The following is a 23,697-nucleotide window of genomic DNA, read 5'->3' as shown; positions in this document are numbered from 1 at the left end:
CTGATGGTCGTCGTCGACGCGAAGCGGAGCGACGACCCGAAGGCCGCCTTCACCCAGGTGACCGACGACATCAAGGGCCTCAAGGACGTCGTCACGGTCACCCCGGCGCAGCCGAACAAGGCGGGCGACACCGCGACCGTCACCGTGATCCCGAACTCCAAGCCGTCCTCGACCACCACCGAGGACCTGGTGCACGCCATCCGCGACGCGGGCTCCGGGATCAAGGCCAAGACAGACGCCGAGGTCCTGGTCACCGGCTCGACGGCGATGAACATCGACGTCTCGCAGAAGCTGAACGACGCCCTCTTCCCGTACCTGGCGCTGGTGGTGGGCCTGGCCTTCCTCCTGCTGATCGTGGTCTTCCGCTCGGTCCTGGTCCCGCTGAAGGCGGCCCTCGGCTTCCTGCTGAGCGTGCTGGCCGCGCTGGGCGCGGTGGTCGCGGTCTTCCAGTGGGGCTGGCTGTCCGGCCTGATGGGCGTGGAGGAGACCGGCCCGGTCATGTCGATGATGCCGATCTTCATGGTGGGCGTCGTCTTCGGCCTGGCGATGGACTACGAGGTGTTCCTCGTGACCCGGATGCGCGAGGCGTACGTCCACGGCGAGAAGCCGAGCCAGGCGATCGTGACAGGCTTCCGGCACGGCGCACGGGTCGTGACGGCCGCCGCCGTCATCATGATCGCCGTCTTCTCCGGCTTCATCGGCTCCAGCGAGTCGATGATCAAGATGATCGGCTTCGGCCTGGCGATCGCGGTGTTCTTCGACGCCTTCATCGTGCGCATGGCCATCGTCCCGGCGGTGCTGGCCCTGCTCGGCCGCGGGGCCTGGTGGCTGCCCAGGTGGCTGGACCGCGCCCTGCCCAACGTCGACGTCGAGGGCGAGGGCCTGCGCACGGAGCCCGGATCCGGGGACAAGGACCCCGACGACGACCGGGAACTGGTCCCCGCCTGACGCGAACGGCCTCCCGACACGGCCGGTGAGGGCGCCCGCGCGGACGGGCCGCACCCTCACCGGCCTTCGCCGTGCCCGGAGGAATTCGTTCGTGAGGCGTGTACCCGGCGGCTAACCTGCCCTCCATGACGACGACTGCCGCCACAGACGCCGGAGGATCGGGAGCTCACCCCAGGTTCGCCGAGGCCCTGCGGGAGCTGGGGCTCGGGGAACTGGTCGGCGAGGTGCGCCGGTTCCCGGACGCCACCCGGACCGCCGCCGAGGCCGCGGCGGCGATCGGGTGCGGGCTGAGCCAGATCTGCAAGTCGCTGATCTTCGCCGCGGACGGGGAGCCGGTGCTGGTGCTCATGGACGGGGCCTCCCGCGTGGACGTGGAACGTGTCCGGGAGGAACTGGGCGCGGGCAAGGTCACCCGGGCCAGGGCCGATGTCGTCCGGGAGACCACCGGGTACGCCATCGGCGGCGTACCGCCCTTCGGACACCGCACCCGCACCCGCGTGCTCGCCGACCGGTCGCTGCTCGACCACGACGTCGTCTGGGCCGCCGCCGGGACTCCGCACGCCGTCTTTCCCATGGAGCCGAAAACGCTCGTCGCCCACGCCGGCGGCACCCTCGTGGACGTGCGCGAGCGCACTGCGTGACGCCGCTGGTCATGGCGGCCGTGCTGCTGGCCGCGGTCACGCACGCCTGCTGGAACGCGCTCGCGCACAGGATCCCGGACAAGCTCGTCGGGTTCACCCTGATCTCCGGCGGCGGGCTGCTGATCGGCGCCGTCCTCGCGGTGTTCACCTCGGTGCCGGCGGCGGGCGCGTGGCCGTATCTGTGCGTGTCGGCCGCGATCCACATCGTGTACTACGCGCTGCTGATGACGTCCTTCCGGCTCGGCGACTTCGGGCAGGCGTACCCGATCGCGCGCGGCACGGCGCCGCTCGTCGTCACGGTGCTGGCCGCCGTCTTCGCGCACGAGGTGCCCGACCGCTGGGTGACGGCGGGCATCGCGCTGTCGTGCGCCGGACTGACCGTGGTCGCGCTGTGGGGACTGCGCGGGCGGCGACCCGACTGGGCGGCGGTGGGGGCCGCGCTGGCCACCGGGCTGTCGATCGCGGCGTACACGGTCGTCGACGGCCTCGGCGTCCGCGCCTCCGGCTCGCCCCTCGGCTACATCGCCTGGCTCATGGCGGTCCAGAGCGTGGTCATCCCCGCGTACGCCGTCCACCGCCTGCGCCGTGGGACGGCCGCCGCGCTGCGCCCCTACGCCGCGCTCGGCCTGCTCGGCGCCGCCCTGTCCGTCACGGCGTACGGCCTCGTCCTGTGGGCGCAGACCAGGGCGGACCTCGCCCCCGTCTCGGCGCTGCGGGAGTCCTCCATCCTCGTCGGCGCCGCCATCGGCGCCCTCTTCTTCAAGGAACGCTTCGGCGCCCCGCGCCTGGCGGCCGCCGGCCTGCTGGTCGTCGGCATCGGCCTGATGCTGCACACCGGCTGAGGCAGCCGCTCGGGCCGTCACCCGAATGCTGCGGGCGGATGGGGAAAGGAGCACCCTGGAAGGAGGTTCTTCCGGAGGTGATGGCCATGATGAAGACTGCCGTGGGATGGCATGTCGAGCTGGAGTTCCAGGAGGACGACCAGCACACGAAGGCCGCGGCGCTGGTCCGCCTGCCCGACGGGACTGAGGTCCGGGCGCACGGGCGGGCGAGCAGGTACCGCAGCGACTCCAATCAGCCGCGGGTCGGCGAGGAGATCGCCGGAGCCCGCGCCCTCAATGAAATCGCCATGCAGCTGCTCACCAAGGCACACGAGGAGATCGACCAGGCGTCGGGACGGACGTCCCAGCCGATCCACATCTGAGCCGGGGTGTCCACCGGTGGTGTACGCGTCCACCGGTGGAGATGTGTGTGCGCCGGGGGCGGTTCGCGTATGAGCCGATGAGCCACCGGTGGCGGTGATGTGCGTTCCTACGCTGCCGACGCCCGTACCGCCCGTACCAGCGCCTGGGCCCTCGGGTCCGCCGTCACGGCGGAGCGGAAGCCGTTGGTGACGTAGCCGAAGGCGATGCCCGACTCCGGGTCGGCGAAGCCGAGGGCGCCACCGCGGCCCGGGTGGCCGAAGGAACCCGCGGCGAGCAGCGGGGACGCGCTGCCGTGCAGCATGTAGCCGAGGCCGAAGCGGGTGGGGACGACGAGGACACGGTCCTGGCCCGCCGAGGCCTCCGCGCGGGCGCGGGCCGTGGTCTCCGGCGCGAACAGGCGCAGCCCTCCGTCCACCTCGCCGATGAGCGAGGCGTAGAAGCGGGCCAGGCCCTCGGCGGTCGCGATGCCGTTGGAGGCGGGCAGGACGGCGGCCCGGTAGGCCGGGTCGTTCTCGTCGGGCTGGGGGGTGATCGCGCCGAAGGCCCGGCGGGTGAGGGAGTCGGGGTCGGCGTAGGCCTCGGCCACCGCGCGCCTGGGGCGGGTCCGCAGCGCGCCGGTCTCCGTGGCCGGGGCCTCGACGCGGCCCACCCGGCCCACGCGGGGTGTCTCGCCGTCCGGCAGGCCGACCCACAGATCCGCCCCGGCCGGCCCGGCGATCTCGTCCGCGATCCACTCGCCGATCGACCGGCCGGTGACCCTGCTCACCAGCTCGCCCGTCAGCCAGCTGTACGTCTGCGCGTGGTAGCCGTGGTCCGTGCCCGGCTCCCACACCGGAGCCTGGGCCGCCACCGCCTCGGCGCCGAGCGCCGGGTCGGCGGCCTGCGCGGGTGTGAGCGGCCGGTCCAGCACGGGTACGCCAGCCCGGTGGGCCAGCAGATGCCACACCAGCGTCTGCTCCTTGCCGGACGCCTTGTACTCCGGCCAGTACGCGCCCACCGGGGCGTCCAGGTCCAGCTCCCCGCGCTGGTGCAGCAGCAGGAGCACGGCCGCGGCGACGCCCTTGGTCGCCGAGCGCACGATCTGCGCGGTGCCCCGCTCCCAGGGCACGGCACCGTCCACGTCCCGGGTCCCGGCCCACAGGTCGACGACCTTGTGTCCGTCCCGGTACACCGAGACCGCCGCGCCCCGCTCGCCCCGCACGGCGAAGTTCTGCTCGAACGCTTCCCTGACCGGCTCGAAGCCCTCGGCCACCGCACCGTTCACGTCCACGCCCGCACTCCTGTCACTCGTCACTCGTCGCTCGTATCCGTCGGTCACCTGCGACAGTGAGTGCAACACGGGCGCACCGCCTGCGATTCCTCGGGGTCAGGCTCCCGCCGTCACCGAGCGCGGGTCGAAGCCGAAGGGCAGCTCCAGGCGGTGGGCGCGCATCAGCGTGTCGTCGGAGAGCAGCTCGCCCGTCGGCCCGTCCGCCGCGATCACCCCGTCGCTCAGGATCAGCGAGCGCGGGCACAGCTCCAGCGCGTACGGCAGGTCGTGGGTGACCATGAGCACCGTCACGTCCAGCGAGCGCAGGATGTCGGCCAGTTCGCGGCGCGAGGCCGGGTCGAGGTTGGACGAGGGCTCGTCCAGGACCAGGATCTCCGGCTCCATGGCGAGGACCGTCGCCACGGCCACCCGGCGGCGCTGGCCGAAGGAGAGGTGGTGCGGCGGGCGGTCGGCGAAGTCCTGCATGCCGACCCGCTCCAGGGCCGTACGCACCCGCGTCTGAAGTTCCGGACCCTTCAGGCCGGCCGCCGCCGGCCCGAACGCGACGTCCTCCCGCACGGTCGGCATGAACAGCTGGTCGTCCGGGTCCTGGAAGACGATGCCGACCTTCTGCCGGATCTCGGCCATGTGCCGCTTGCCGACCGGCAGCCCGGCCACCGTGACCGTGCCCGTACCGCCGCCGAGGATGCCGTTGAGGTGCAGGACGAGGGTCGTCTTGCCGGCGCCGTTCGGGCCGAGCAGCGCCACCCGCTCCCCGCGCGCGATGGAGAAGTCCACTCCGAACAGGGCCTGATGCCCGTCGGGGTAGGCGAAGGCGAGGCCGGAGACCTCGAGAGAAGACACAGTCACAGGACCCATCCCAGCAGACAGACGACGAGCGCGGCACAGGGGAGGGCGAGGGCGTACCACCACTGCGCCCGCGACGCGGTCACCTCGTCGATGACCGGCATCGAACCGGCGTAGCCGCGGCTCACCATGGCCAGGTGGACCCGCTCCCCGCGCTCGTAGGAGCGGATGAACAGCGCGCCCGCGGACTTGGCGAGCACCCCCCAGTGCCGGATCCCGCGCGCCTCGAAGCCGCGCGACTCCCGGGCGATCCGCATGCGCCGCATCTCGTCGGTGATCACGTCCCCGTAGCGGATCATGAAGGAGGCGATCTGGACGAGCAGCGGCGGCAGCTTCAGGCGCTGCAGGCCCAGCAGCAGTTCCCGCAGCTCTGTCGTGCTGGCCAGCAGCACGGACGCGGCGACCCCGAGCGTGCCCTTGGCGAGCACGTTCCAGGCGCCCCACAGGCCGCCCACGCTCAGCGACATGCCCAGCACGTCGACCCGCTCGCCCTCCGCCACGAACGGCATGAGCAGGGCGAAGGTGACGAACGGGATCTCGATCAGCAGCCGCCTGAGCAGAAATCCGGCGGGCACGCGGGCCACGGAGGCGACGACCGCGAGCAGCACGGCGTACAGGGCGAACGCCCACATCGCCTCGCGCGGGGTCGACACCACGACCACGACGAAGGCGAAGGCGGCGGCGAGCTTGGTGTGCGGCGGCAGCGCGTGCACGGGGGAGTGCCCGTGCCGGTACAGCCGGTGCGCGTGACCCGCCCCCATCTCAGGCGGCCCGCGAGGTGGTGGGCGTGGAGGAGGCGGCCGAGGCGGCCGTACGGCGCCTGCGGACCACCCAGAAGACCGTGCTGCCCACGACGACGGTGGACCCGACCCCGATCACGCCCGCGAGCCCGCCGGACAGCCGGGCGTCGGAGATGTCCTTCACGCCGTAGCCGGCGAGCGGGGAGTCGGCGGAGGTGTGCCGCTCCTCCTTCTTGTCGATGCCGTGGTCGTGGGCGACCTTCTCCAGGCCGTCGGGGTTGGCCGAGGCGTAGAAGCTGACGAAGCCGGCGAGGACGAGCGAGGTGACCAGGCCGGTGATCCACAGCCTGCGGTGCGAGCGAGCGGCGACGGGGACGGGCGCCGGGCCGGCGGCGGGGGCGTCGACGAGCTCGCCGTTCACCCGCAGCTTCAGCCGCTGCCGCAGTCCGCGCGCGCCGTACACCAGGTCCGGCCGTACGGCGATGACGGCGCCGACGGTCAGCGCGGTGATCGCGGCCTCACCGATGCCGATGAGGACGTGCACGCCGATCATCGCGGTGGCGACCTTGCCGATCGCCACGTCGGTGGTGCCGCCGATCGCGTAGATCAGGGTGAAGACGACGGCGGCGGCCGGGACGGAGACGAGCGCGGCGACGAAGGAGGCGACGGTGACCGAGCGGCGGCGGCGCGGCAGCACCTTCACCAGGCCGCGGAAGACGGCGTACGAGACGACCGTCGTGGTGATCGCCATGTCGGTGATGTTGACGCCGAGCGCGGTCAGCCCGCCGTCGGCGAAGAGGATGCCCTGCATGAGCAGGACGACGGAGACGCAGAGAACCCCTGTGTAGGGGCCCACGAGTATCGCGGCGAGCGCCCCGCCGAGGAGATGGCCGCTGGTGCCGGCCGCGACGGGGAAGTTGAGCATCTGCACCGCGAAGATGAACGCGGCGACCAGACCGGCCAGCGGCGCGGTCCGCTCGTCGAGCTCCCGGCGCGCGCCGCGCAGGCTCACGGCGAGGGCGCCGGCGGCGACTGCTCCGGCCGCGGCGGAAGTGGGGGCGTTGATGAATCCGTCAGGCACATGCACCGTTCGATGATAATGGCTTGTTGCGAATCAGTTGCAAGAGCGAGGCGCTCGTCATCACATCCGGGCACGGGGAGGCGTAAACCGGGATATATGGGACATTGGTAACGAAGTGGAAAAATAGCTTCCGTGTAGGTCACCGAGTGTGAGGGGCCGTCCGATGGCTGTAGTCGAACAGTACGCACGAGCCCACATAGTCACCGACGACGACTCCCTGGATCAGCACGGCGCCGTCCCGGTCGTCCTGCGCTACGACCCGCAGGACGACCCGCGTGCGGTGCGGATCGGGCTGCCCGGCCCGCACGAGTGGAGGTTCTCCCGGTCGCTGCTCGAGCAGGGGCTGCTCGCCCCGGCCGGCTCCGGACCGGTGCGTGTGTGGCCCTGCGGCCGTGTGCAGGCCGTGGTCGAGTTCCACTCCTCGCAGGGCGTCTCGGTCGTGCAGTTCGAGACCAAGACGCTGATCAGATTCCTGCGGCGCACGTACACGGCCGCGGCGGCCACCGCCAGGGCGATGGCCCACCACTAGGGCCTCTCGTTCGGATCATGCCGGGCTCGCGGGGCCGGTCCGGCATGATCCGAACGAAAGGCCCTGGCCGCGGGCACGGTACACCCGGAAGGGCCCGAACAGCCGGCGGGTGAGCCGAGTGTTCAGTCGCCCCTCTTCAGCAGGGACGCCACGATCGGGCCGGCCGTGTCGCCGCCGTGCCCGCCCGCTTGGACGACGCCCGCCGCCGCGAGGTCACCGCGGTAGGCGGTGAACCAGCCGTTGGGCTTCTTCTGGCCGTCGACCTCGGCGGAGCCGGTCTTGGCGCCGACGTCGCCGCTGACCCCGGACATCGCCTTGGCCGCGGTGCCGTACGCCGCCGTGAACCGCATGACGTCCTTCAGTTCGGACTGCGTCTTCGACGACATCGTGCGCGAGGCCTTCGCCGGCGTGCGGTGGTCCACCGAGGGGGACACCAGGTACGGCTGGTGGAAGACCCCCGTCTGCACCGTCGCCGCCACCGACGCCATGTTCAGCGGGTTCATGCGCACCCCGCCCTGCCCGATCAGGGAGGCGCCCATCTGCGCACCGCTCTGCACCGGGACGGAGCCGTCGAACGACGGGACGCCGATGGCCCAGTTGTTCAGGCCGAGGCCGTAGACCTGCTGGGCCTCCTTCGTCAGGTCGCTGTTGGACAGCTTCGGGGCGAAGTCGATGAAGGCGTTGTTGCAGGAGGCCCCGAAGCTCTGCCGGAACGTGCCCTTCTTGATCTCGGAGTCGGCGTCGTTGTGGAACGTCCAGCCGGCGAGCTTGTACGTCTTGGGACAGGGGTGCGACGCGTCCGGGGTGACGAGGTTCTTCTCGAACAGCATCGTCGACGTCACGATCTTCATCGTGGAGCCGGGCGCGAGGGATCCCTGGAAGGCGGTGTTGAAGCCGTGGTCGGTGTTGGCCACCGCGAGGATCTCGCCCGTCGACGGGCGCATCACGACCACCGACGCCCGCTTCTGCTGCGCCACCTGCTGCTCGGCGGCGGCCTGCAGGGTGGGGCTCAGCGTCGTCCTCACCGTGCCCGGCGTGCCCTTGCTCAGCTCGATCAGCGTCTTGTCGGACAGCTCGGCCTTCTGCGAGGCCTTGCCGCGCACCACGCGCAGTTCGATGCCCGCCTTGCCGCCCGCCGTCTTGCCGTACTTCTCGCGCAGCCCGTCCAGCACCGTGCCCAGCGACGGGTACTTCGCGGCGGTCATCTCGCCGCCGTCCCGGTCCAGGGCCTTCACCGGAGGGGTGCCGGACTCGCCGGTGACCAGGGTGTCGCCGTCCTTCAGGTCGGGATGGACGACGGAGGCGTGCCAGTCGACGACCGGTGCGCCGTCGGCGGCGCGGCGCACGACGCTCAGCGCGCTGTCGTACGCCAGCGGCTTGGTCAGGCCCTTGTACGACACCGTCGCCTTGACGGAGAAGGGGACCTTGCCGCCGCTGGGGGTGCCCTCGGTCAGCGCGACGTTCTCGAGGTGCGCGTCCTTGGTGTAACCGGTGAGCAGGGCGGTGGCCGCCGCGGAGTCGCTGGTCGCGGCCGCCGCCTCGGCCGGCCTGCCCTGCTGCCAGGCGGTCAGGAACCGCCCCGCCGTGCTCTGCACCTCGGCCGCCGACAGGGGGCCGGTGGGCACCTTCTTGTGGTCCTCGGCCGCGGACGTGGTCCGGGACCGGTCCTCGGCCGCGGCGCCACCGCCGTACAGCGCGTAGGCGCCGACGCCGGCGCCGGCGACGACCACGGCGATCACTCCGCCGACCACGGCGGGACTCGTCTTCCGTCGCTCGGCGACGCGCCTTCTCTTGCCCACTGCCTTCCGTCCTTCGCGTTCCCCAGGCCCCCGCCGTCAGCCCTGTCTCCGTCGCCCCTCGGCGCACTCACGCACCCAACGACGGCACCCACACTAGAGTCCCGTTCTGTCCGGGTGACTTCGGCCACCCGTCCGTAGCCAAGCTGCGACAAACGGCCCGGCAGCGTACCTCAGGGCAGACGATCGGCTCAGCCGCCCGCGCGCAGCACCGCCGCCACGATGGGTCCGGCCGCATCGCCGCCGTGGCCGCCCTCCTGGGTCATGGCGGCGGCCGCCACGTCTCCCCGGTAGCCGGTGAACCAGCTGTTGGACTTCGCCTGCCCGTCGACCTCGGCGGAGCCGGTCTTCGCGCCGATGCTGCCGCTCAGCCCGGACATCGCGGTGGCCGCGGTGCCGCTGGTGGCGGTGCGGTTCATCATCCGCCGCAGCTGGGCGACCGTGTTCGCCGACAGGCCCCGGGCCGTGGCGAGTTCGCGGTCGTCGAGCTTCGGGGAGACGATGACCGGCTGCCGGAACCGGCCCGTCATCGCGGTGGCCGTCACCGACGCCATGTTCAGCGGGCTCATCTGCACCTGGCCCTGCCCGATCAGGTTGGCCGCCTGGTCCGGGCCGCTGACGGCGGGCACCGAGCCGTCGAAGGACGGGATGCCGCTCTTCCAGTTGTCCCGGCCGAGCCCGAAGCGGTCCTCGGCCTCCTTGGTCAGGGCGTTCGTCCCGAGTTCGTCGGTGAGCTTGATGAAGGCCGTGTTGCACGAGCGCGAGAAGCTGTCGGAGAGGGTGGCGTGCTCGTCGGGCCGGAGGCCCTGGAGGTTGTGGAAGGTCTGGCTCTGCCACACCGCGTCCGGCGGGCAGGGCGCGGGCCCGTTCGCCGTGGTGATCCCGTTGTCGATGAGGGCGGCGGCGCTGATGATCTTCATCGTGGAGCCGGGCGCGAGGCGCCCCAGGAACGCCGCGTTGAAGCCGTCGTCGCGGTGGTTGGCCACCGCGAGCACCTCACCGGTGGAGGCCTTCACGGCCACGACCGAGGACTCGGTGAACCGCTGCACCGCCTGCTCGGCCGCCGCCTGCGCGCTCGCGCTGAGCGTGGTGCGCAGCTTGCCCGCCCGGCCCTTGGCGAGGGTGATGAGCGGAGTCTCGGCCGCGTTCGTGTCCGCGTGACGGATGCTCAGCTCGATGGAGGGCGTGCCACCCGCCTTGTCGCCGTACTTCGCCCGCAGCTCGTCCAGGATCGGCCCGAGGGAGGGGTACTTCTCCTTCGTCAGGACGGTGCCGTTGCGGTCGACGGCCTCGATCGGCGGGGCGGCCGACTCGCCGGTGACGAGGGTGTCGCCCTTCTTCAGGTCGGGGTGCACGACAGTCGGCTTCCAGTCGACCAGCGGCCGGTGGGTGCTGGCGCCGCGCACGATGCTCAGGCTGCTGCTGTAGGCGAGCGGCTTGGACTTCCCGCCGTAGGAGACGGTCGCCTTGACCGAGAAGGGGACGGTGGTGCCGGTGGCGGCCTGGGGCGTGATCTGCACATCGCCGATGTGGGCGTCGCCGCCGTAGGACGACAGCAACTCCTCGGCAGCCTCGGGGAAGTCGGTGTACGAGGCGGCTGTCGCCGCGTCCCCCTTCTCCCACGCGGCGAAGAACTTCCCCGACGCCTCCTTCACCTCGTCCTGGCTCGGCGGCCCCGTCTTCACGGGCGCGGGCCCGCCTCCGGCGGTGGTGCTCCCGTTCAGCGCGGACACGAAGTTGTACCCGCCGTACGTCGCCCCGCCCACCATCACGACCAGTACACCGCCGACTATGGCGGCCTTGGCTCCCTTGCGCATGAGAGCGCTCCCTCCCCGTGTGCCCTCCCCGTGAAGCCTTCGCCCGCGTATTTATTGAACGCGTTCAAAGACTGTGTGCGCCTTGCACTGTATGCGGAACCGGAGCCTGCTGTGACGATTGTTTCCGGAAGTTCTCCCAAGAGAGACCAGCCAAGCCGTGCCATACCCACGTATCCGGCCACATCCCCGACCGGATCCCCGAATCGCCGGCGGTGGTGGTCAGCGCCAGTCGGTGTCGTGGCTGAGTCGGTGGTGGTGGGTGTCGTACTGGTCGACTGCGGTGATGGTGTGTCCGTTGGGGATGGGTGCGGCCCAGGCGCGGTAGGTGGTGCCGGGGACGCCCGACACCACGCCGGGCGGTCCTCGACGGCCGGCGCGCTGGGCCCACGCGCCGACCCGCGGCGACCACCAGGAGCGGTGGCCGCGGCTTGGACATCCGCCCGTAGGTACTCCCGAACACCCACGGCGGGTTGCACGTCCGCGCGACATCGGTCCGAAACGGCGCGGCGCGCTTGAGCGGGGACGGCCGCCGTGGTGCCTTGGCCGGGCCGTCTCCGGGCCGTCCGAGGCGGCCGGCGGCGACCGCTGACGACCAGCAACGACCGGGAGGGCGCGGCCATCGGCCGCGCCCTCCCGGTCGTATCCCGGCTAGACCCAGGTGTCCAGCCACATCCGCGACCGCCACTGGTCGATCGGGATCGCGGTGCCCGTGTACAGGGGCCAGAAGTAGATGAAGTTCCAGGCGATCAGCAGGACCAGGATGCCCGCGCCGGTCGCGCCGATCACGCGGCGGGTGTCCGTGGAGCCCGGAGGGCCGATGATCGCGCCGATCAGCATGGTGACGGCGAGGCAGAGGAACGGCAGGAAGACGATCGTGTAGAAGAAGAAGATCGTCCGCTCCTGGTAGTGGAACCAGGGGAGGTATCCGGCCGCGATCCCGCAGGCGATCGCGCCGGCCCGCCAGTCGCGGCGGAAGAACCAGCGCCACAGGACGTACACGAGCGCCGCGCAGGCCGCCCACCACAGCATCGGCGTGCCGATCGCGAGGACCTCGCGGGCGCACTTCTCACCGGCGTCGGCCGGGCAGCCCGCCGTGCCGGGTGAGGGGGACTCGTAGAAGTACGACACCGGGCGGGCGTCGACGATCCAGCTCCACGGGTTCGACTGGTAGGTGTGCGGCGAGGTGAGGCCGACGTTGAACTTGTACACCTCGTGCTCGTAGTGCCACAGGCTGCGCCACCAGTCGGGCAGGAGCCAGCTCCAGTGGCTGCCCTTGCCGTCGGTCGCCGCCCAGTTGCGGAAGTAGCCGCCGGTGCCGTCCGCGGGGGAGAGGATCCAGCCGGTCCACGACAGGAAGTAGGTGAGGACCGCGACCGGCACCGTGGCCAGGAAGGCGAACCCCAGGTCGTACTTGAGCACCGCCACGTACGGGTGGCGGGCACCGGCGACCTTGCGCGTGCCGACGTCCCACAGCACGGTCATGACACCGAAGACGATGAGGAAGAACAGGCCGTTCCACTTGGTGCCGATCGCCAGGCCCAGCAGCAGGCCCGCCAGCCAGCGCCAGGGACGCCACATCAGCCGGAAGGTGTCCGCGGTGTGGGCGTCAGGGCGCACCCGGCCGTCCGCGTCGGCCGGGAGCGCGGCGGCCAGTCTCGCGCGTGCCTTGTCGCGGTCGACGAGCAGACAGGCGAAGGCGGCCAGCACCCAGAACATCAGCACGCCGTCGAGCAGCGAGGTGCGGCTCATCACGAAGTGCAGCCCGTCCACCGCCATCAGCGTGCCCGCCAGGCAGCCGAGGAAGGTGGAGCGGAACAGCCGGCGGCCGATCCGGCACAGGACGAGGACGGAGAGCGTGCCGAGCAGCGCCGTCATGAAGCGCCAGCCGAAGGGGTTGAACCCGAAGATCAGTTCGCCCAGGCCGATCACGTACTTGCCGACCGGCGGGTGCACGACGTACGCCGCGTCGGACGGGAGGGTGACGTGGCCGCCGGTGTGGAGGATCAGGTCGTTGGCGTTCTTGTCCCAGTTGACCTCGTAGCCCCGGTGGACGATCGCCCACGCGTCCTTGGCGTAGTACGTCTCGTCGAATATCACCGCCTTCGGGCTGCCCAGGTGCCAGAACCGCAGCACCCCAGCCAGCAGCGTGACCAGCAGCGGCCCGCCCCAGCCCGACCAGCGCGCGAGGCGGTCGCCGAGCGTGTGCGGCACGCCGAGGGCCGCCCACAGCCGTGGGCCCGGCCGGGTGTACGGCGGCACCAGCCGGTCGCGTACGTCGCCTGCGGGCCCCGCGGGGGCCACCGTGTGGCCGAAGCGGCGCAGCCGCCACTGCCACGACGGCCGCTGGTCGTGGGGGGCCAGGTCCTGCCGGGTGTCCGTGGAGGACGCGGTACTGGTCACCGCGCCATCGTAGGGAACCGGGCTGTGTGAGTCCCGCGCATGGGCGGTACCGGGCGGGATGCGTTCGCCCGCGACGGGCCTCGCGCGGACGCTCGGGGCGGGCCGCACCGGGACGCTTGAGAGGATGGGGGGTGTGATTGGAACCCTTGTTTTGGCCGGCACTCCCATCGGCGACGTCCAGGACGCGCCGCCACGGCTCGCCGAGGAGCTGGCGGGCGCGGACGTGGTCGCCGCCGAGGACACCCGGCGGCTGCGCCGGCTCGCGCAGGCGCTCGGCGTGACACCGCGCGGGCGGGTCGTGTCGTACTTCGAGGGCAACGAGTCCGCCCGCACGCCGGAGCTGGTCGAGGAGCTGCTGGGCGGGGCGCGGGTGCTGCTGGTGACGGACGCGGGGATGCCGTCCGTGTCGGACCCCGGCTACCGGCTGGTCGCGGCGGCCGTGGCGAAGGACGTGCGGGTGACCGCCGTGCCGGGGCCGTCCGCCGTGCTCACCGCGCTGGCGCTGTCCGGCCTGCCGGTCGACCGGTTCTGCTTCGAGGGGTTCCTCCCGCGCAAGGCGGGCGAACGGCTGTCCCGGCTGCGGGAGGTCGCGGACGAGCGGCGCACCCTGGTCTACTTCGAGGCCCCGCACCGGCTCGACGACACCCTGGCGGCGATGGCCGAGGTGTTCGGCGCCGAGCGGCGGGCCGCGGTGTGCCGCGAGCTGACCAAGACCTACGAGGAGGTCCGTCGCGGCGGGTTGGGGGAGCTGGCCGCGTGGGCCGCCGAGGGGGTGCGCGGCGAGATCACGGTGGTGGTCGAGGGGGCGCCCGAGAAGGGGCCGGAGGAGATCGGCGCCGAGGAGCTGGTGCGGCGGGTGCGGGTCCGCGAGGAGGCCGGCGAGCGGCGCAAGGAGGCCATCGCGGCGGTCGCCGCGGAGGCCGGGGTGCCCAAGCGCGAGGTGTTCGACGCGGTGGTGGCCGCCAAGCACTCCGGTTGACGCGCAAAGCTCGCGCGGGGTCGCGAGACGGCGCTCACACCCCCTCTGAGCAGGGCGTATCTCTCATGAGCATGCGCCCCATGCGGGAGCAAAGGGCCCTTTCGGAAAAGCAAAGCGATACCTGCCGTTCAGGGGAGCCTTGGGCAAGCGACGCCCAAATCAGCTCCAACACTCGACAGGGCCTGCTGCGTCCGCGCCGGTGGAGGCGTCCACTGGAGCACGGGGACGGCACCGTCCCTTCGTCCAGCGGACACGAGGAGCTGGCATGAGCGAGACCACCGGGCAGGCCGGCCACCGCGGTGCGGCCACCGCCGTCGTCAACGAGTCGTACTCCTTCGCGTGCATGCGATGCGGGCACGGCTGGGAGCAGTCGTACGAGATAGAGCACCACACGGACGCCGACGGCAACGACTTCGTGCTGTACGTGGCGGACGGCCGGGTCGTGCCGTCGCCGCTGTCCAGCCCCAGCTGCCGCAACTGCGACGGTCACGTCGTGCGGATCATGCGGGCCGGCTGGGTGTCGTCGGCGCAGAGCCACCTGCACGAACACGAGCACCGGCACCAGCGCCCGCAGAGGCCCGCGATGGAGGCGGCGTCCGAGTCCGCGCCCGGGGGAGAGGCGGGGGCCGGCAGCCCGGAGGACCACCACTGGCACCTGTCCGACCTGTTGCACCCGTTCCACCGCAAGGCGGGCTGACGGAGCATTCCGCGGGCGGGCCGGCGGACGGCCGGCGGATCCGCGGCGGCATGTCCCTTTCGTAGGATCGGGGCATGCCTTCCAACGCCGACAAGAACGCGGCGCCCCCGCTTCCCGAGCCTCTCCGGATACCGGTCGCCGACTCCCACACCCACCTCGACATGCAGTCAGGCACGGTCGAGGAAGGCCTGGCCAAGGCCGCGTCGGTGGGCGTGACCACGGTCGTCCAGGTCGGCTGCGACGTGCGCGGCTCGCGCTGGGCCGCCGAGACGGCCGCCGCTCACGACAGCGTCCACGCGGCGGTCGCCCTCCACCCGAACGAGGCCCCGCGCATCGTCCACGGCGATCCCGACGGATGGTCGAGGCAGGGCGCGCGCGAGCCGGGTGGCCACGCGGCGCTCGACGAGGCGCTCGCCGAGATCGACCGGCTGGCCGCGCTGCCCCAGGTCAGGGGCGTCGGCGAGACGGGCCTCGACTACTTCCGCACCGGGCCCGAGGGCAAGGAGGCGCAGGAGAGGTCCTTCCGCGCCCACATCGAGATCGCCAAGCGGCACGGCAAGGCCCTCGTCATCCACGACCGCGAGGCCCACGCCGACGTCCTGCGCGTCCTCAAGGAGGAGGGCGCCCCGGAGCGGACCGTGTTCCACTGCTACTCGGGCGACGCCGAGATGGCCGAGGTGTGCGCCCGCGCCGGCTACTTCATGTCCTTCGCCGGCAACGTCACCTTCAAGAACGCCCAGAACCTGCGGGACGCCCTCGCCGTCGCCCCGCTGGAGCTGGTCCTGGTGGAGACCGACGCGCCCTTCCTCACCCCGGCCCCGTACCGCGGACGGCCCAATGCCCCGTACCTCGTACCGGTCACGGTGCGGGCCATGGCAGCCGTGCGGGGCACCGACGAGGGCGCGCTGGCGACGGCCCTCGCCGCGAACACCGCCCGCGCCTTCGGCTACTGACCCGTCACGGACACCGAGCGTAGTCGAGTCGCTTTGGAGAGTGACGACCGCTCCGCTAGGTTCTGGGGGCCCGATCCGGACCCCTCGGACCTTGGCCCTCTGGAGTGTGTCGGTGAGCAGCTCGCGGTACGAGACCCCGCTGGCCTACGAGTCGTACGGCGGCTCGTACGGCGCTGACCAGCCGTACGAGCCCCGACCGCCCCACGAGCCGTACGCCCTGCACGACCTCGAGGGCGATCTGCACACCGCCCCGACGCTGCCGTACCAGCACACCTACCGGCCCGCCTACGAGGCGCGCCCCGCCCAGCCCGCGCTGCCGCGCCCGGCGAGGAGCGACGGGGCGCGCCGAGGCGCGCGGCGGCGCAGGACACGCTCCTTGGAGCGCCCGGAGACGGGCGTGCGGCGGCTGCTGCCGCAGGCGCTGGTGGTCGCCTTCCTGGCGGGCGGCACCACCGCGTTCGTCGCCCAGGACAAGGCGATCGAGCTGAGCGTCGACGGCCGGCCGCGCACCCTGCACACCTTCGCCGACGACGTGTCGGAACTGCTGGGCGAGCAGGGCGTGCGGCTCGGGCCGCACGACGCGGTGGCACCCGCCGCCGGCGCGGCGCTCACCAGCGGCGACGAGGTCGCGGTCCGACACGGGCGCCCGGTGCGGATCACCCTGGACGGACAGCGGCACGAGGTGTGGACGACGGCACGCACCGTGGAGGGGGCGCTCAGGCAGTGGGGCGTGCGCGCGGAGGGCGCGTATCTGTCGATCCCGCTCTCCCGGCAGATCGGGCGCGCCGGAATCACGCTGGACGTGCGCACCGAACGCTCGGTCACGATCATGGCGGACGGCCGGGCGCGCACCCTCCGCACCAACGCGGCGACCGTCGGGGAGGCGGTCGAGGAGGCCGGGGTCACCCTGCGGGGGCAGGACACCACCTCCGTGCCGCCCGACAGCTTCCCGCGCGACGGGCAGACCGTCACCGTGCTGCGGATCACCGGCACGCGGGAGGTGCGCGAGGAGCCCATCCCGTTCGCCGTGCGGCGCACCGCCGATCCCACGCTGTTCAGCGGCACGGAGATCGTCGAACGGACCGGCCGGCCGGGCGTGCGCCGGGTCACGTACTCCCTGCGCACCGTCAACGGCGTACGGCAGCGGCCACGGCGCCTGGAGTCGGAGGTGGTGCGCGCCCCGCGCACGCAGATCGTCAAGGTCGGCACGCGGCCCCATCCGCCGTCGGTGCGGGGCGCCGACCACCTGAACTGGCAGGGGCTCGCGCAGTGCGAGTCCGGAGGCCGGCCGGACGCGGTGGACACCTCCGGCACGTACGGGGGCCTGTACCAGTTCGACCAGGGCACCTGGCACAGCCTCGGCGGCCGGGGCCGCCCGCAGGACGCCTCGTCGGAGGAGCAGACGTACCGCGCGAAGAAGCTGTACGTCCGGCGGGGGGCGAGCCCCTGGCCGCAGTGCGGGGGCAGGCTGCACACCTAGCGTGCGGGCGGACGGCGGACGGCAGGCGACGGGGCGCGGACAGACGGCAGACGGAAAGGGCGGCGGACGGACGGTCGTGCCCGGCGACCTCGGTCACCACGGCGACCGCACCCCCGTACCCTTGTGCCGTGAGCAGCCCCACCCCCGACGCCCTCCTGGGCCCCGCCGACGTACGTGAGCTGGCGGCCGCCCTCGGCGTACGCCCCACCAAACAGCGCGGCCAGAACTTCGTGATCGACGCGAACACGGTCCGCCGCATCGTCCGCACCGCCGACGTCCACCCCGAGGACGTGGTCGTCGAGGTCGGCCCGGGGCTCGGCTCCCTGACCCTCGCGCTGCTCCAGGCCGCCGACCGGGTCACCGCCGTCGAGATCGACGACGTGCTCGCCGCCGCGCTGCCCGCGACCGTCGCCGCACGCATGCCCGACCGCGCCGACCGGTTCGCCCTGGTGCACTCCGACGCCATGCACGTCACCGAGCTGCCGGGCCCGGCCCCGACCGCCCTGGTGGCGAACCTGCCGTACAACGTCGCCGTCCCCGTGCTGCTGCACATGCTCGACACCTTCCCGAGCATCGAGCGCACCCTCGTGATGGTGCAGTCGGAGGTCGCCGACCGGCTCGCCGCCACCCCCGGCTCCAAGGTGTACGGCGTGCCGTCCGTCAAGGCGAACTGGTACGCCGAGGTCAAGCGGGCCGGTGCCATCGGCCGCAACGTCTTCTGGCCCGCGCCCAACGTCGACAGCGGGCTGGTGTCCCTGGTACGGCGGGCCGAGCCGATCAAGACCACCGCCACGAAGAAGGAGGTCTTCGCCGTCGTCGACGCGGCCTTCGCCCAGCGCCGCAAGACGCTGCGGGCCGCGCTCGCCGGATGGGCCGGTTCGGCGGCGGCGGCCGAGGCGGCCCTGGTCGCCGCCGGGGTGTCGCCGCAGGCGCGCGGCGAGTCGCTGACCGTGGAAGAGTTCGTGCGTATCGCAGAGCGCAAGGAGCCCGGCACCCAGTGAGCGTCACCGTCCGCGTCCCCGCCAAGGTCAACGTCCAGCTCGCCGTGGGCGCGGCCCGCCCCGACGGCTTCCACGACCTGGCCAACGTCTTCCTCGCCGTCGGCCTGTACGACGAGGTCACCGTCACCGAGGCCGACGAGCTGCGTGTGACCTGCGCGGGCCCCGACGCCGGCCAGGTCCCCCTGGACCGCACGAACCTGGCGGCCCGCGCCGCCCTCGCGCTCGCCGGGCGCCGCGGCATCGACCCCTGCGTCCACATCCACATCGCCAAGGACATCCCGGTCGCCGGCGGCATGGCGGGCGGCAGCGCGGACGGCGCCGCGGCGCTGCTCGCCTGCAACGAGCTGTGGCAGGCGGGGGCCTCGCGCGCCGAGCTCCTGGCCATCTGCGCCGAGCTGGGCAGCGACGTGCCGTTCAGCCTGGTCGGCGGGGCCGCGCTGGGCACCGGACGGGGCGAGGTGCTGACGGCCCTGGACATCGGCGGCACCTTCCACTGGGTGTTCGCGATGGCCCACCACGGCCTGTCCACCCCGGCGGTCTTCCGCGAGTTCGACCGGCTCGCCGAGGGCAGGGACATCCCCGCGCCCGTCGCCTCCCAGGACCTGCTCACGGCCCTGGCCAAGGGCGACCCCGACGCGCTCGCGGCCACCCTCACCAACGACCTCCAGCCGGCCGCCCTCTCCCTCTTCCCCGAACTCGCCGACACCCTCGCCGCGGGCCGCGCCGCCGGGGCACTGGCCACGCTGGTCTCGGGCTCCGGACCGACGACCGCGTTCCTCGTCCGCGACGCGGAGGCGGCGGCGCTGGTCGCGGACGCCCTGAGCGCCTGCGGCACCTGCCGCGACGTGCGCACGGCGGCGGGCCCGGTACCGGGTGCGACCGTGATCGAGGGCTGACCACCGAGGCCGGGCACGGCCCGACCGGCTGCCGGGAAGGCGAACCGCGCCCTCCGACTACCCTGGAGGGTCGAGCGATCCCCCGCGCACAGGAGTGAAATGGCCGTCAACCTGGTCAATGTCGAGAACGTCAGCAAGGTGTACGGCACGCGTGCCCTGCTCGACGGCGTGTCACTCGGCGTGTCCGAGGGGGACCGGATCGGGGTCGTCGGGCGCAACGGCGACGGCAAGACCACCCTGATCCGGATGCTCGCCAAGCTGGAGGAGGCCGACACCGGCCGGGTCACGCACTCCGGCGGGCTGCGGCTCGGGGTGCTCACCCAGCACGACTCCCTCGACCCCGAGGCGACCGTACGGCACGAGGTCATCCGGGACATGGCCGACCACGAGTGGGCGGGCAACGCCAAGGTCCGCGACGTGCTGACCGGGCTGTTCGGCGGCCTCGACCTGCCCGGCTTCCCCAAGGGGCTGGACACGGTCATCGGACCGCTGTCCGGCGGTGAGCGGCGGCGCATCGCGCTGGCCAAGCTGCTCATCGAGGAGCAGGACCTGATCGTCCTGGACGAGCCAACCAACCACCTCGACGTCGAGGGCATCTCCTGGCTGGCGGGGCACCTGCGCGAGCGCCGCTCCGCGCTGGTGTGCGTCACCCACGACCGGTGGTTCCTGGACCAGGTCTGCACCCGCATGTGGGACGTGCAGCGCGGCACGGTCCACGAGTACGAGGGCGGTTACTCCGACTACGTCTTCTCCCGCGCCGAACGCGAGCGCATCGCCGCCTCCGAGGAGGCCAAGCGGCAGAACCTGATCCGCAAGGAGTTGGCCTGGCTGCGGCGCGGCGCCCCCGCCCGCACGTCCAAGCCGCGCTTCCGCGTCGAGGCCGCCAACGAGCTGATCAAGGACGTGCCGCCGCCCCGGGACAGCAGCGAGCTGATGAAGTTCGCCTCCTCGCGGCTCGGCAAGACCGTATTCGACCTGGAGGACGTGACCGTCCAGGCCGGTCCCAAGGTGCTGCTCAAGCACGTCACATGGCAGCTCGGCCCCGGCGACCGCATCGGTCTCGTCGGCGTCAACGGCGCGGGCAAGACCTCCCTGCTGCGGGCCATGGAGCAGGCCGCGCGGACCGAGGGCGAGGCCCAGCCCGTGGGCGGGCGGATCGCCGTCGGCAGGACGGTGAAGCTGGCGTACCTGTCCCAGGAGGTGGCCGAACTCGACCCCACCTGGCGGGTTCTGGAGGCCGTGCAGCGCGTGCGCGAGCGCGTCGACCTCGGCAAGGGCCGGGAGATGACCGCCGGACAGCTGTGCGAGACGTTCGGCTTCGGCAAGGAGAAGCAGTGGACGCCGGTGGGCGACCTGTCCGGCGGTGAGCGGCGGCGGCTGCAACTGCTGCGCCTGCTCATGGACGAGCCCAACGTCCTCTTCCTCGACGAGCCCACCAACGACCTCGACATCGAGACCCTCACCCAGCTCGAGGACGTCCTCGACGGCTGGCCCGGCTCGATGATCGTCATCTCCCACGACCGGTTCTTCGTCGAGCGCACCACCGACACCGTGCACGCCCTCCTCGGCGACGGCACGCTGCGCATGCTGCCGCGCGGCATCGACGAGTACCTGGAGCGGCGCCGGCGCATGGAGCAGCAGGCCGCAGCGGCGTCCTCCGCACCGGCGCCCGCCTCCGCCGAGAGGGCGGAGGCCGGCAAGCCCGAGAAGAGCGCCGCCGAGCAGCGTGCCGCGAAGAAGGAACTCCAGAAGATCGAGCGGCAGTTGGACCGGATCTCCGAGAAGGAGTCCAAGCTGCACGCCCAGATCGCCGAGAACGCGACCGACTTCGCGAAGGTGGCCGAACTCGACGCAGAGCTGCGCGACCTGACGGGGGAGCGCGAGGAGCTGGAGCTGCGCTGGCTCGAACTGGCCGAGGACGCCTAGGGGTTCGCCGGCGGGTGCGCGGCAGCGCGCCCGTGACGGCGGGGGGGGCAGGCGGACGCGTGCGCCGCGTGAAGGGGTCGTGCAGGTTTTCCGGGTGGGATGTCCCCTGGGTCCCCACGCGTAACGGCGGCATCACAGGCCGGTTCTCCCTTGGGAACAGGGGCGGGCGCGGCCCGGTGGGCCGTCGGCGCCGGGTGATAAGAAGGAGCGGCCGGAGAGCTGTCCGGCCTGTGTGAGTACGACTCTGGGTCCATCGCGAATCTCAGGGCGTGGCTAAAAATCAGTCGATGAGGGGGAAACGCGCTGATGACTCAGCCGCCCAACCAGCCGCCGCACGGCGGCTTCGGAGCACCGGAACCACAGGACCCACGGCAGGCCACGCCCCCGCCTCCGGCGCAGCCTCCGCAGGGCGCTCCGCAGACCCCGCCGCCTCCGGCCCCGCCGTCCGGCCCGCCCCCGCAGCCCCAGCCCGGCTACGGCTACCCGCAGCAGTCCGGCCCCTACGGCCCGCCTCCGCAGGGACAGCCGGGACCGTACGCCCAGCCGGGCCCCTACGGCGCGCCCGCCGCGCCCGGCACACCCGCGCCCGGCCCCTACGGCCAGCCCGGTCCGTACGGGCAGCCCGGCCCCTACGGGCAGCAGCCCGGTTACGGCTATCCGCAGGCCCAGTTCCCGGGCGCGCCCGGCACCCCGCCGCCCGGCGGCGGCTCCCGCAACCCCTTCAAGGGCAAGCCCGCGGTCGTCATCGGCGCCGCGGTGGCCGCGCTGCTCGTCGTCGGCGGCACCGTGTGGGCCGTCAGCGGCGGCGACGGCGGCAAGAAGAAGCCCGTCGCGCAGAAGAGCGGCGACTCCAAGCCCTCGGGTTCGTCCGCGTCCGGCGACCCGGTCGACCCCGGTGACGGCAGCGGCGACGGCGGTGAGGACCCGGAGGACCTCAACGCGGGCCGCAAGGACGGCGAGGCGAAGGTGCTCTGGTACAAGGAGGCGCCCGACGCGCCTGGTTCCGGCGCAGACGCCCCCGGCATGTGGATCACCGGCAAGGCGGCGGTGAAGGCGGCTTACAAGCAGGTCTTCGCCTACAACGTCGGTGACGGCAAACCCACTTGGACGCCGATCGACTTCCCGCAGAAGATCTGCGCGGTGACGCCGCAGAAGTCGGCCGACGACAAGGTCGTCGTGGCCTACGAGAGCGGCACCAGCGACCGCGCCAAGTGCAACCGGCTCCAGCAGATCGACCTGAGCACCGGCAAGAAGGGCTGGAGCACCCAGCTCTCCGAGGGCCAGCTGTTCGACAGCACGATCACCATCGAGCTGACCGTCAGCGGCAAGACACTGATGGTGGGCCGCTCGCAGTCGGGCGTCGCCTACGACATCGACACCGGCCGCAAGCTCTACGACAAGCAGCGGTACGGCGAGGCCTGCTTCCCGAGCGCGTTCGCGGGCGGCACCCGGCTGATCTCGGTCGCCTCCTGCGGCGCGGGCGGCTCCAACGAGCACGACGAGGTGCAGGAGCTCGACCCCGCCACCGGCAAGGCCAAGTGGACCAAGAAGATCCCCAAGGGCTGGTCGGTCCAGCGGACCTTCTCCGTCGACCCCGTGGTGCTGTACTCGACCGACGAGAACAAGAAGCACTACAACATCTCGACGCTGAACAACGACGGGTCCGTGCGCTCCCAGGTCGACTCCAAGGCCACCTTCGACCCGAAGTGCGGCTGGGCCATCCTCGAGCGCGACCTGCAGGGCTGCCAAGGCGTGGCCTCCGACGCCACCACTCTCTACCTGCCCACGCAGGTCACCACCGGTGCCAACGAGATCGTGGCCGTCGACCTCGCCACCGGCAAGGAGAAGTGGCGGGTGAAGTCCCCGCAGGACACCTCGATGCTGCCGGTCAAGGTGGAGAACGGCCGGCTCGTCGCGTACGTCGAGCCGTCGTACGACGCAGGCGGCCAGGTCGTGTCCGTGCCGACCGCCGGGTCGAGCCACACCACGACCAGGCTGCTGCAGAACCCGCAGAGCACCGCGGAGATCGAGAACGGCTTCTTCTCCAGGGACGTCGACTGGGTCGCCGGACGCTTCTACATCTCCAGCACCCGGCTGAGCGGCAACGACAAAGCGAGGGAGAAGCTGATGCTCGCCTTCGGCAAGTGAGGCGAGGCCGGCCGCCCGAGCGCGGCCGGCGCCCTCGCGCCGTACCGGCCACCGGCTTCCCGCGCCCACGACCCCGGTCGACGTCTCCGCCCGCGCGGTCCGCGCCGTCGCGTCCCGCCCCCGCTCCCGTTCTGTTCATCCGAGGTGTCCGTCATGACCCAGCCGCCGCCCCCGCCGCCCAACCAGCCGCCGCAGCAGGGCGGTTACGGCTCGCCGCAGGACCAGCGCCCCCAGCAGCCGGCGCAGCCCCCGCAGACTCCGCCCGCGCCGGGCGGCCCGGGCTTCGCCAAGCCCCAGCAGCCGGCCCCGGGTTACGGCTACCCGCAGGCCCCGCAGGGCGTCCC

The 23,697-nt window shown here is 72.4% G+C and carries 21 protein-coding genes and 1 pseudogene; 14 read left to right on the top strand and 8 right to left on the bottom strand.

Translation table 11 applies throughout. From position 1 onward, the window contains the following. The 4 genes from BZY54_RS38180 to BZY54_RS38165 all read left to right on the top strand — a co-directional run. Positions 1-948, top strand: a 948-nt coding sequence (locus BZY54_RS38180; protein WP_158103980.1) for an MMPL family transporter, incomplete at its 5' end; no start/stop codon positions are given. A 125-nt stretch (positions 949-1,073) separates the two neighbouring features. Continuing rightward, positions 1,074-1,589, top strand: coding sequence for a YbaK/EbsC family protein (locus BZY54_RS38175; RefSeq protein WP_086729954.1), 516 nt, complete (start codon positions 1,074-1,076; stop codon positions 1,587-1,589). Next, on the top strand, positions 1,586-2,431 hold the full coding sequence (locus tag BZY54_RS38170; protein WP_086729953.1) for a DMT family transporter: 846 nt from the start codon (positions 1,586-1,588) through the stop codon (positions 2,429-2,431). The genes BZY54_RS38175 and BZY54_RS38170 overlap by 4 nt, the downstream gene beginning before the upstream one ends. A gap of 86 nt (positions 2,432-2,517) precedes the next feature. Next, positions 2,518-2,793, top strand: coding sequence for a DUF1876 domain-containing protein (locus BZY54_RS38165; protein ID WP_086729956.1), 276 nt, complete (start codon positions 2,518-2,520; stop codon positions 2,791-2,793). Between the two features lie 107 nt (positions 2,794-2,900). Here the strand turns inward: BZY54_RS38165 and BZY54_RS38160 are convergent, their stop codons facing one another. The 4 genes from BZY54_RS38160 to BZY54_RS38145 form a co-directional block, all read right to left on the bottom strand. After that, positions 2,901-4,064 (bottom strand): serine hydrolase domain-containing protein, encoded by a 1,164-nt coding sequence (locus BZY54_RS38160; protein ID WP_086729952.1) that lies wholly within the window; start codon positions 4,062-4,064, stop codon positions 2,901-2,903. 96 nt (positions 4,065-4,160) lie between these two features. Next, the gene (locus BZY54_RS38155) at positions 4,161-4,922 is read right to left on the bottom strand and encodes an energy-coupling factor ABC transporter ATP-binding protein (RefSeq protein WP_086729951.1); all 762 of its coding nucleotides are present in this window, start codon (positions 4,920-4,922) and stop codon (positions 4,161-4,163) included. After that, positions 4,910-5,671 carry a cobalt ECF transporter T component CbiQ gene (gene cbiQ, locus BZY54_RS38150; protein WP_086729950.1) on the bottom strand — a complete coding sequence of 254 codons (762 nt, stop codon included), beginning with the start codon at positions 5,669-5,671 and terminating at the stop codon, positions 4,910-4,912. The genes BZY54_RS38155 and cbiQ overlap by 13 nt, the downstream gene beginning before the upstream one ends. 1 nt (position 5,672) lies before the next feature. Next, the gene (locus BZY54_RS38145; RefSeq protein ID WP_086729949.1) at positions 5,673-6,737 is read right to left on the bottom strand and encodes an energy-coupling factor ABC transporter permease; all 1,065 of its coding nucleotides are present in this window, start codon (positions 6,735-6,737) and stop codon (positions 5,673-5,675) included. A gap of 157 nt (positions 6,738-6,894) precedes the next feature. Between BZY54_RS38145 and BZY54_RS38140 the strand changes: the two genes are divergently transcribed. Continuing rightward, the gene (locus tag BZY54_RS38140) at positions 6,895-7,260 is read left to right on the top strand and encodes an SsgA family sporulation/cell division regulator (protein ID WP_086729948.1); all 366 of its coding nucleotides are present in this window, start codon (positions 6,895-6,897) and stop codon (positions 7,258-7,260) included. 122 nt (positions 7,261-7,382) lie between these two features. On the opposite strand, the gene BZY54_RS38135 is transcribed toward BZY54_RS38140, so the two are convergent. From BZY54_RS38135 to BZY54_RS38125, 4 genes are all read right to left on the bottom strand, one after another. Next, a complete protein-coding gene (locus BZY54_RS38135; protein ID WP_086729947.1) occupies positions 7,383-9,059 on the bottom strand; it encodes a penicillin-binding transpeptidase domain-containing protein in 1,677 nt (558 codons plus the stop codon). Between the two features lie 188 nt (positions 9,060-9,247). After that, a complete protein-coding gene (locus BZY54_RS38130; protein WP_086729946.1) occupies positions 9,248-10,873 on the bottom strand; it encodes a penicillin-binding transpeptidase domain-containing protein in 1,626 nt (541 codons plus the stop codon). A gap of 219 nt (positions 10,874-11,092) precedes the next feature. Then, the gene (locus BZY54_RS54880; RefSeq protein ID WP_279634739.1) at positions 11,093-11,224 is read right to left on the bottom strand and encodes a hypothetical protein; all 132 of its coding nucleotides are present in this window, start codon (positions 11,222-11,224) and stop codon (positions 11,093-11,095) included. A 297-nt stretch (positions 11,225-11,521) separates the two neighbouring features. Beyond that, positions 11,522-13,273, bottom strand: coding sequence for a dolichyl-phosphate-mannose--protein mannosyltransferase (locus tag BZY54_RS38125; protein ID WP_167414141.1), 1,752 nt, complete (start codon positions 13,271-13,273; stop codon positions 11,522-11,524). Between the two features lie 133 nt (positions 13,274-13,406). Here BZY54_RS38125 and rsmI point away from each other — a divergent pair, with 133 nt between their 5' ends. The 9 genes and pseudogenes from rsmI to BZY54_RS38080 all read left to right on the top strand — a co-directional run. Next, positions 13,407-14,252 carry a 16S rRNA (cytidine(1402)-2'-O)-methyltransferase gene (gene rsmI / locus BZY54_RS38120; RefSeq protein ID WP_086729945.1) on the top strand — a complete coding sequence of 282 codons (846 nt, stop codon included), beginning with the start codon at positions 13,407-13,409 and terminating at the stop codon, positions 14,250-14,252. Positions 14,253-14,517: 265 nt separating this feature from the next. Next, on the top strand, positions 14,518-14,949 hold the full coding sequence (locus BZY54_RS38115; RefSeq protein WP_086729944.1) for a hypothetical protein: 432 nt from the start codon (positions 14,518-14,520) through the stop codon (positions 14,947-14,949). Between the two features lie 74 nt (positions 14,950-15,023). Then, positions 15,024-15,902, top strand: a complete 879-nt coding sequence (locus BZY54_RS38110) for a TatD family hydrolase (RefSeq protein WP_086729943.1) — start codon at positions 15,024-15,026, stop codon at positions 15,900-15,902. A gap of 112 nt (positions 15,903-16,014) precedes the next feature. Continuing rightward, complete coding sequence (locus BZY54_RS38105) at positions 16,015-17,382, top strand: resuscitation-promoting factor (RefSeq protein WP_158103979.1); 1,368 nt, start codon at positions 16,015-16,017, stop codon at positions 17,380-17,382. A gap of 128 nt (positions 17,383-17,510) precedes the next feature. Beyond that, a complete protein-coding gene (gene rsmA, locus BZY54_RS38100) occupies positions 17,511-18,383 on the top strand; it encodes a 16S rRNA (adenine(1518)-N(6)/adenine(1519)-N(6))-dimethyltransferase RsmA (RefSeq protein WP_086729941.1) in 873 nt (290 codons plus the stop codon). Further along, positions 18,380-19,279 carry a 4-(cytidine 5'-diphospho)-2-C-methyl-D-erythritol kinase gene (locus tag BZY54_RS38095; protein WP_086729940.1) on the top strand — a complete coding sequence of 300 codons (900 nt, stop codon included), beginning with the start codon at positions 18,380-18,382 and terminating at the stop codon, positions 19,277-19,279. The genes rsmA and BZY54_RS38095 overlap by 4 nt, the downstream gene beginning before the upstream one ends. Positions 19,280-19,378: 99 nt before the next feature. Further along, positions 19,379-21,205: an ABC-F family ATP-binding cassette domain-containing protein gene (locus BZY54_RS38090; RefSeq protein ID WP_086729939.1), complete on the top strand. Its 1,827-nt coding sequence runs from the start codon at positions 19,379-19,381 to the stop codon at positions 21,203-21,205. Between the two features lie 306 nt (positions 21,206-21,511). Then, positions 21,512-23,353, top strand: a complete 1,842-nt coding sequence (locus tag BZY54_RS38085; protein ID WP_086729937.1) for an outer membrane protein assembly factor BamB family protein — start codon at positions 21,512-21,514, stop codon at positions 23,351-23,353. A gap of 153 nt (positions 23,354-23,506) precedes the next feature. Then, positions 23,507-23,697: pseudogene (locus BZY54_RS38080) on the top strand (outer membrane protein assembly factor BamB family protein); the annotation flags it as partial.

It is taken from the genome of Streptomyces carpinensis, from assembly GCF_002154505.1.
Classification (GTDB): Bacteria; Actinomycetota; Actinomycetes; order Streptomycetales; family Streptomycetaceae; genus Streptomyces; species Streptomyces carpinensis.
The sequence above is the reverse complement of the archived record's forward strand: the minus strand, read 5'-3'. Positions and strand labels throughout refer to the sequence as shown.

Coding starts and splice junctions, on each gene's coding strand:
- BZY54_RS38085 (WP_086729937.1), top strand. CDS start 21,512: ATGACTCAGCCGCCCAACCAGCCGCCGCACGGCGGCTTCGGAGCACCG.
- BZY54_RS38110 (WP_086729943.1), top strand. CDS start 15,024: ATGCCTTCCAACGCCGACAAGAACGCGGCGCCCCCGCTTCCCGAGCCT.
- BZY54_RS38165 (WP_086729956.1), top strand. CDS start 2,518: ATGATGAAGACTGCCGTGGGATGGCATGTCGAGCTGGAGTTCCAGGAG.
- cbiQ (WP_086729950.1), bottom strand. CDS start 5,671: ATGGGGGCGGGTCACGCGCACCGGCTGTACCGGCACGGGCACTCCCCC.
- BZY54_RS38115 (WP_086729944.1), top strand. CDS start 14,518: ATGAGCGAGACCACCGGGCAGGCCGGCCACCGCGGTGCGGCCACCGCC.
- BZY54_RS38090 (WP_086729939.1), top strand. CDS start 19,379: ATGGCCGTCAACCTGGTCAATGTCGAGAACGTCAGCAAGGTGTACGGC.
- BZY54_RS38175 (WP_086729954.1), top strand. CDS start 1,074: ATGACGACGACTGCCGCCACAGACGCCGGAGGATCGGGAGCTCACCCC.
- BZY54_RS38130 (WP_086729946.1), bottom strand. CDS start 10,873: ATGCGCAAGGGAGCCAAGGCCGCCATAGTCGGCGGTGTACTGGTCGTG.
- BZY54_RS38140 (WP_086729948.1), top strand. CDS start 6,895: ATGGCTGTAGTCGAACAGTACGCACGAGCCCACATAGTCACCGACGAC.
- BZY54_RS38155 (WP_086729951.1), bottom strand. CDS start 4,922: ATGGGTCCTGTGACTGTGTCTTCTCTCGAGGTCTCCGGCCTCGCCTTC.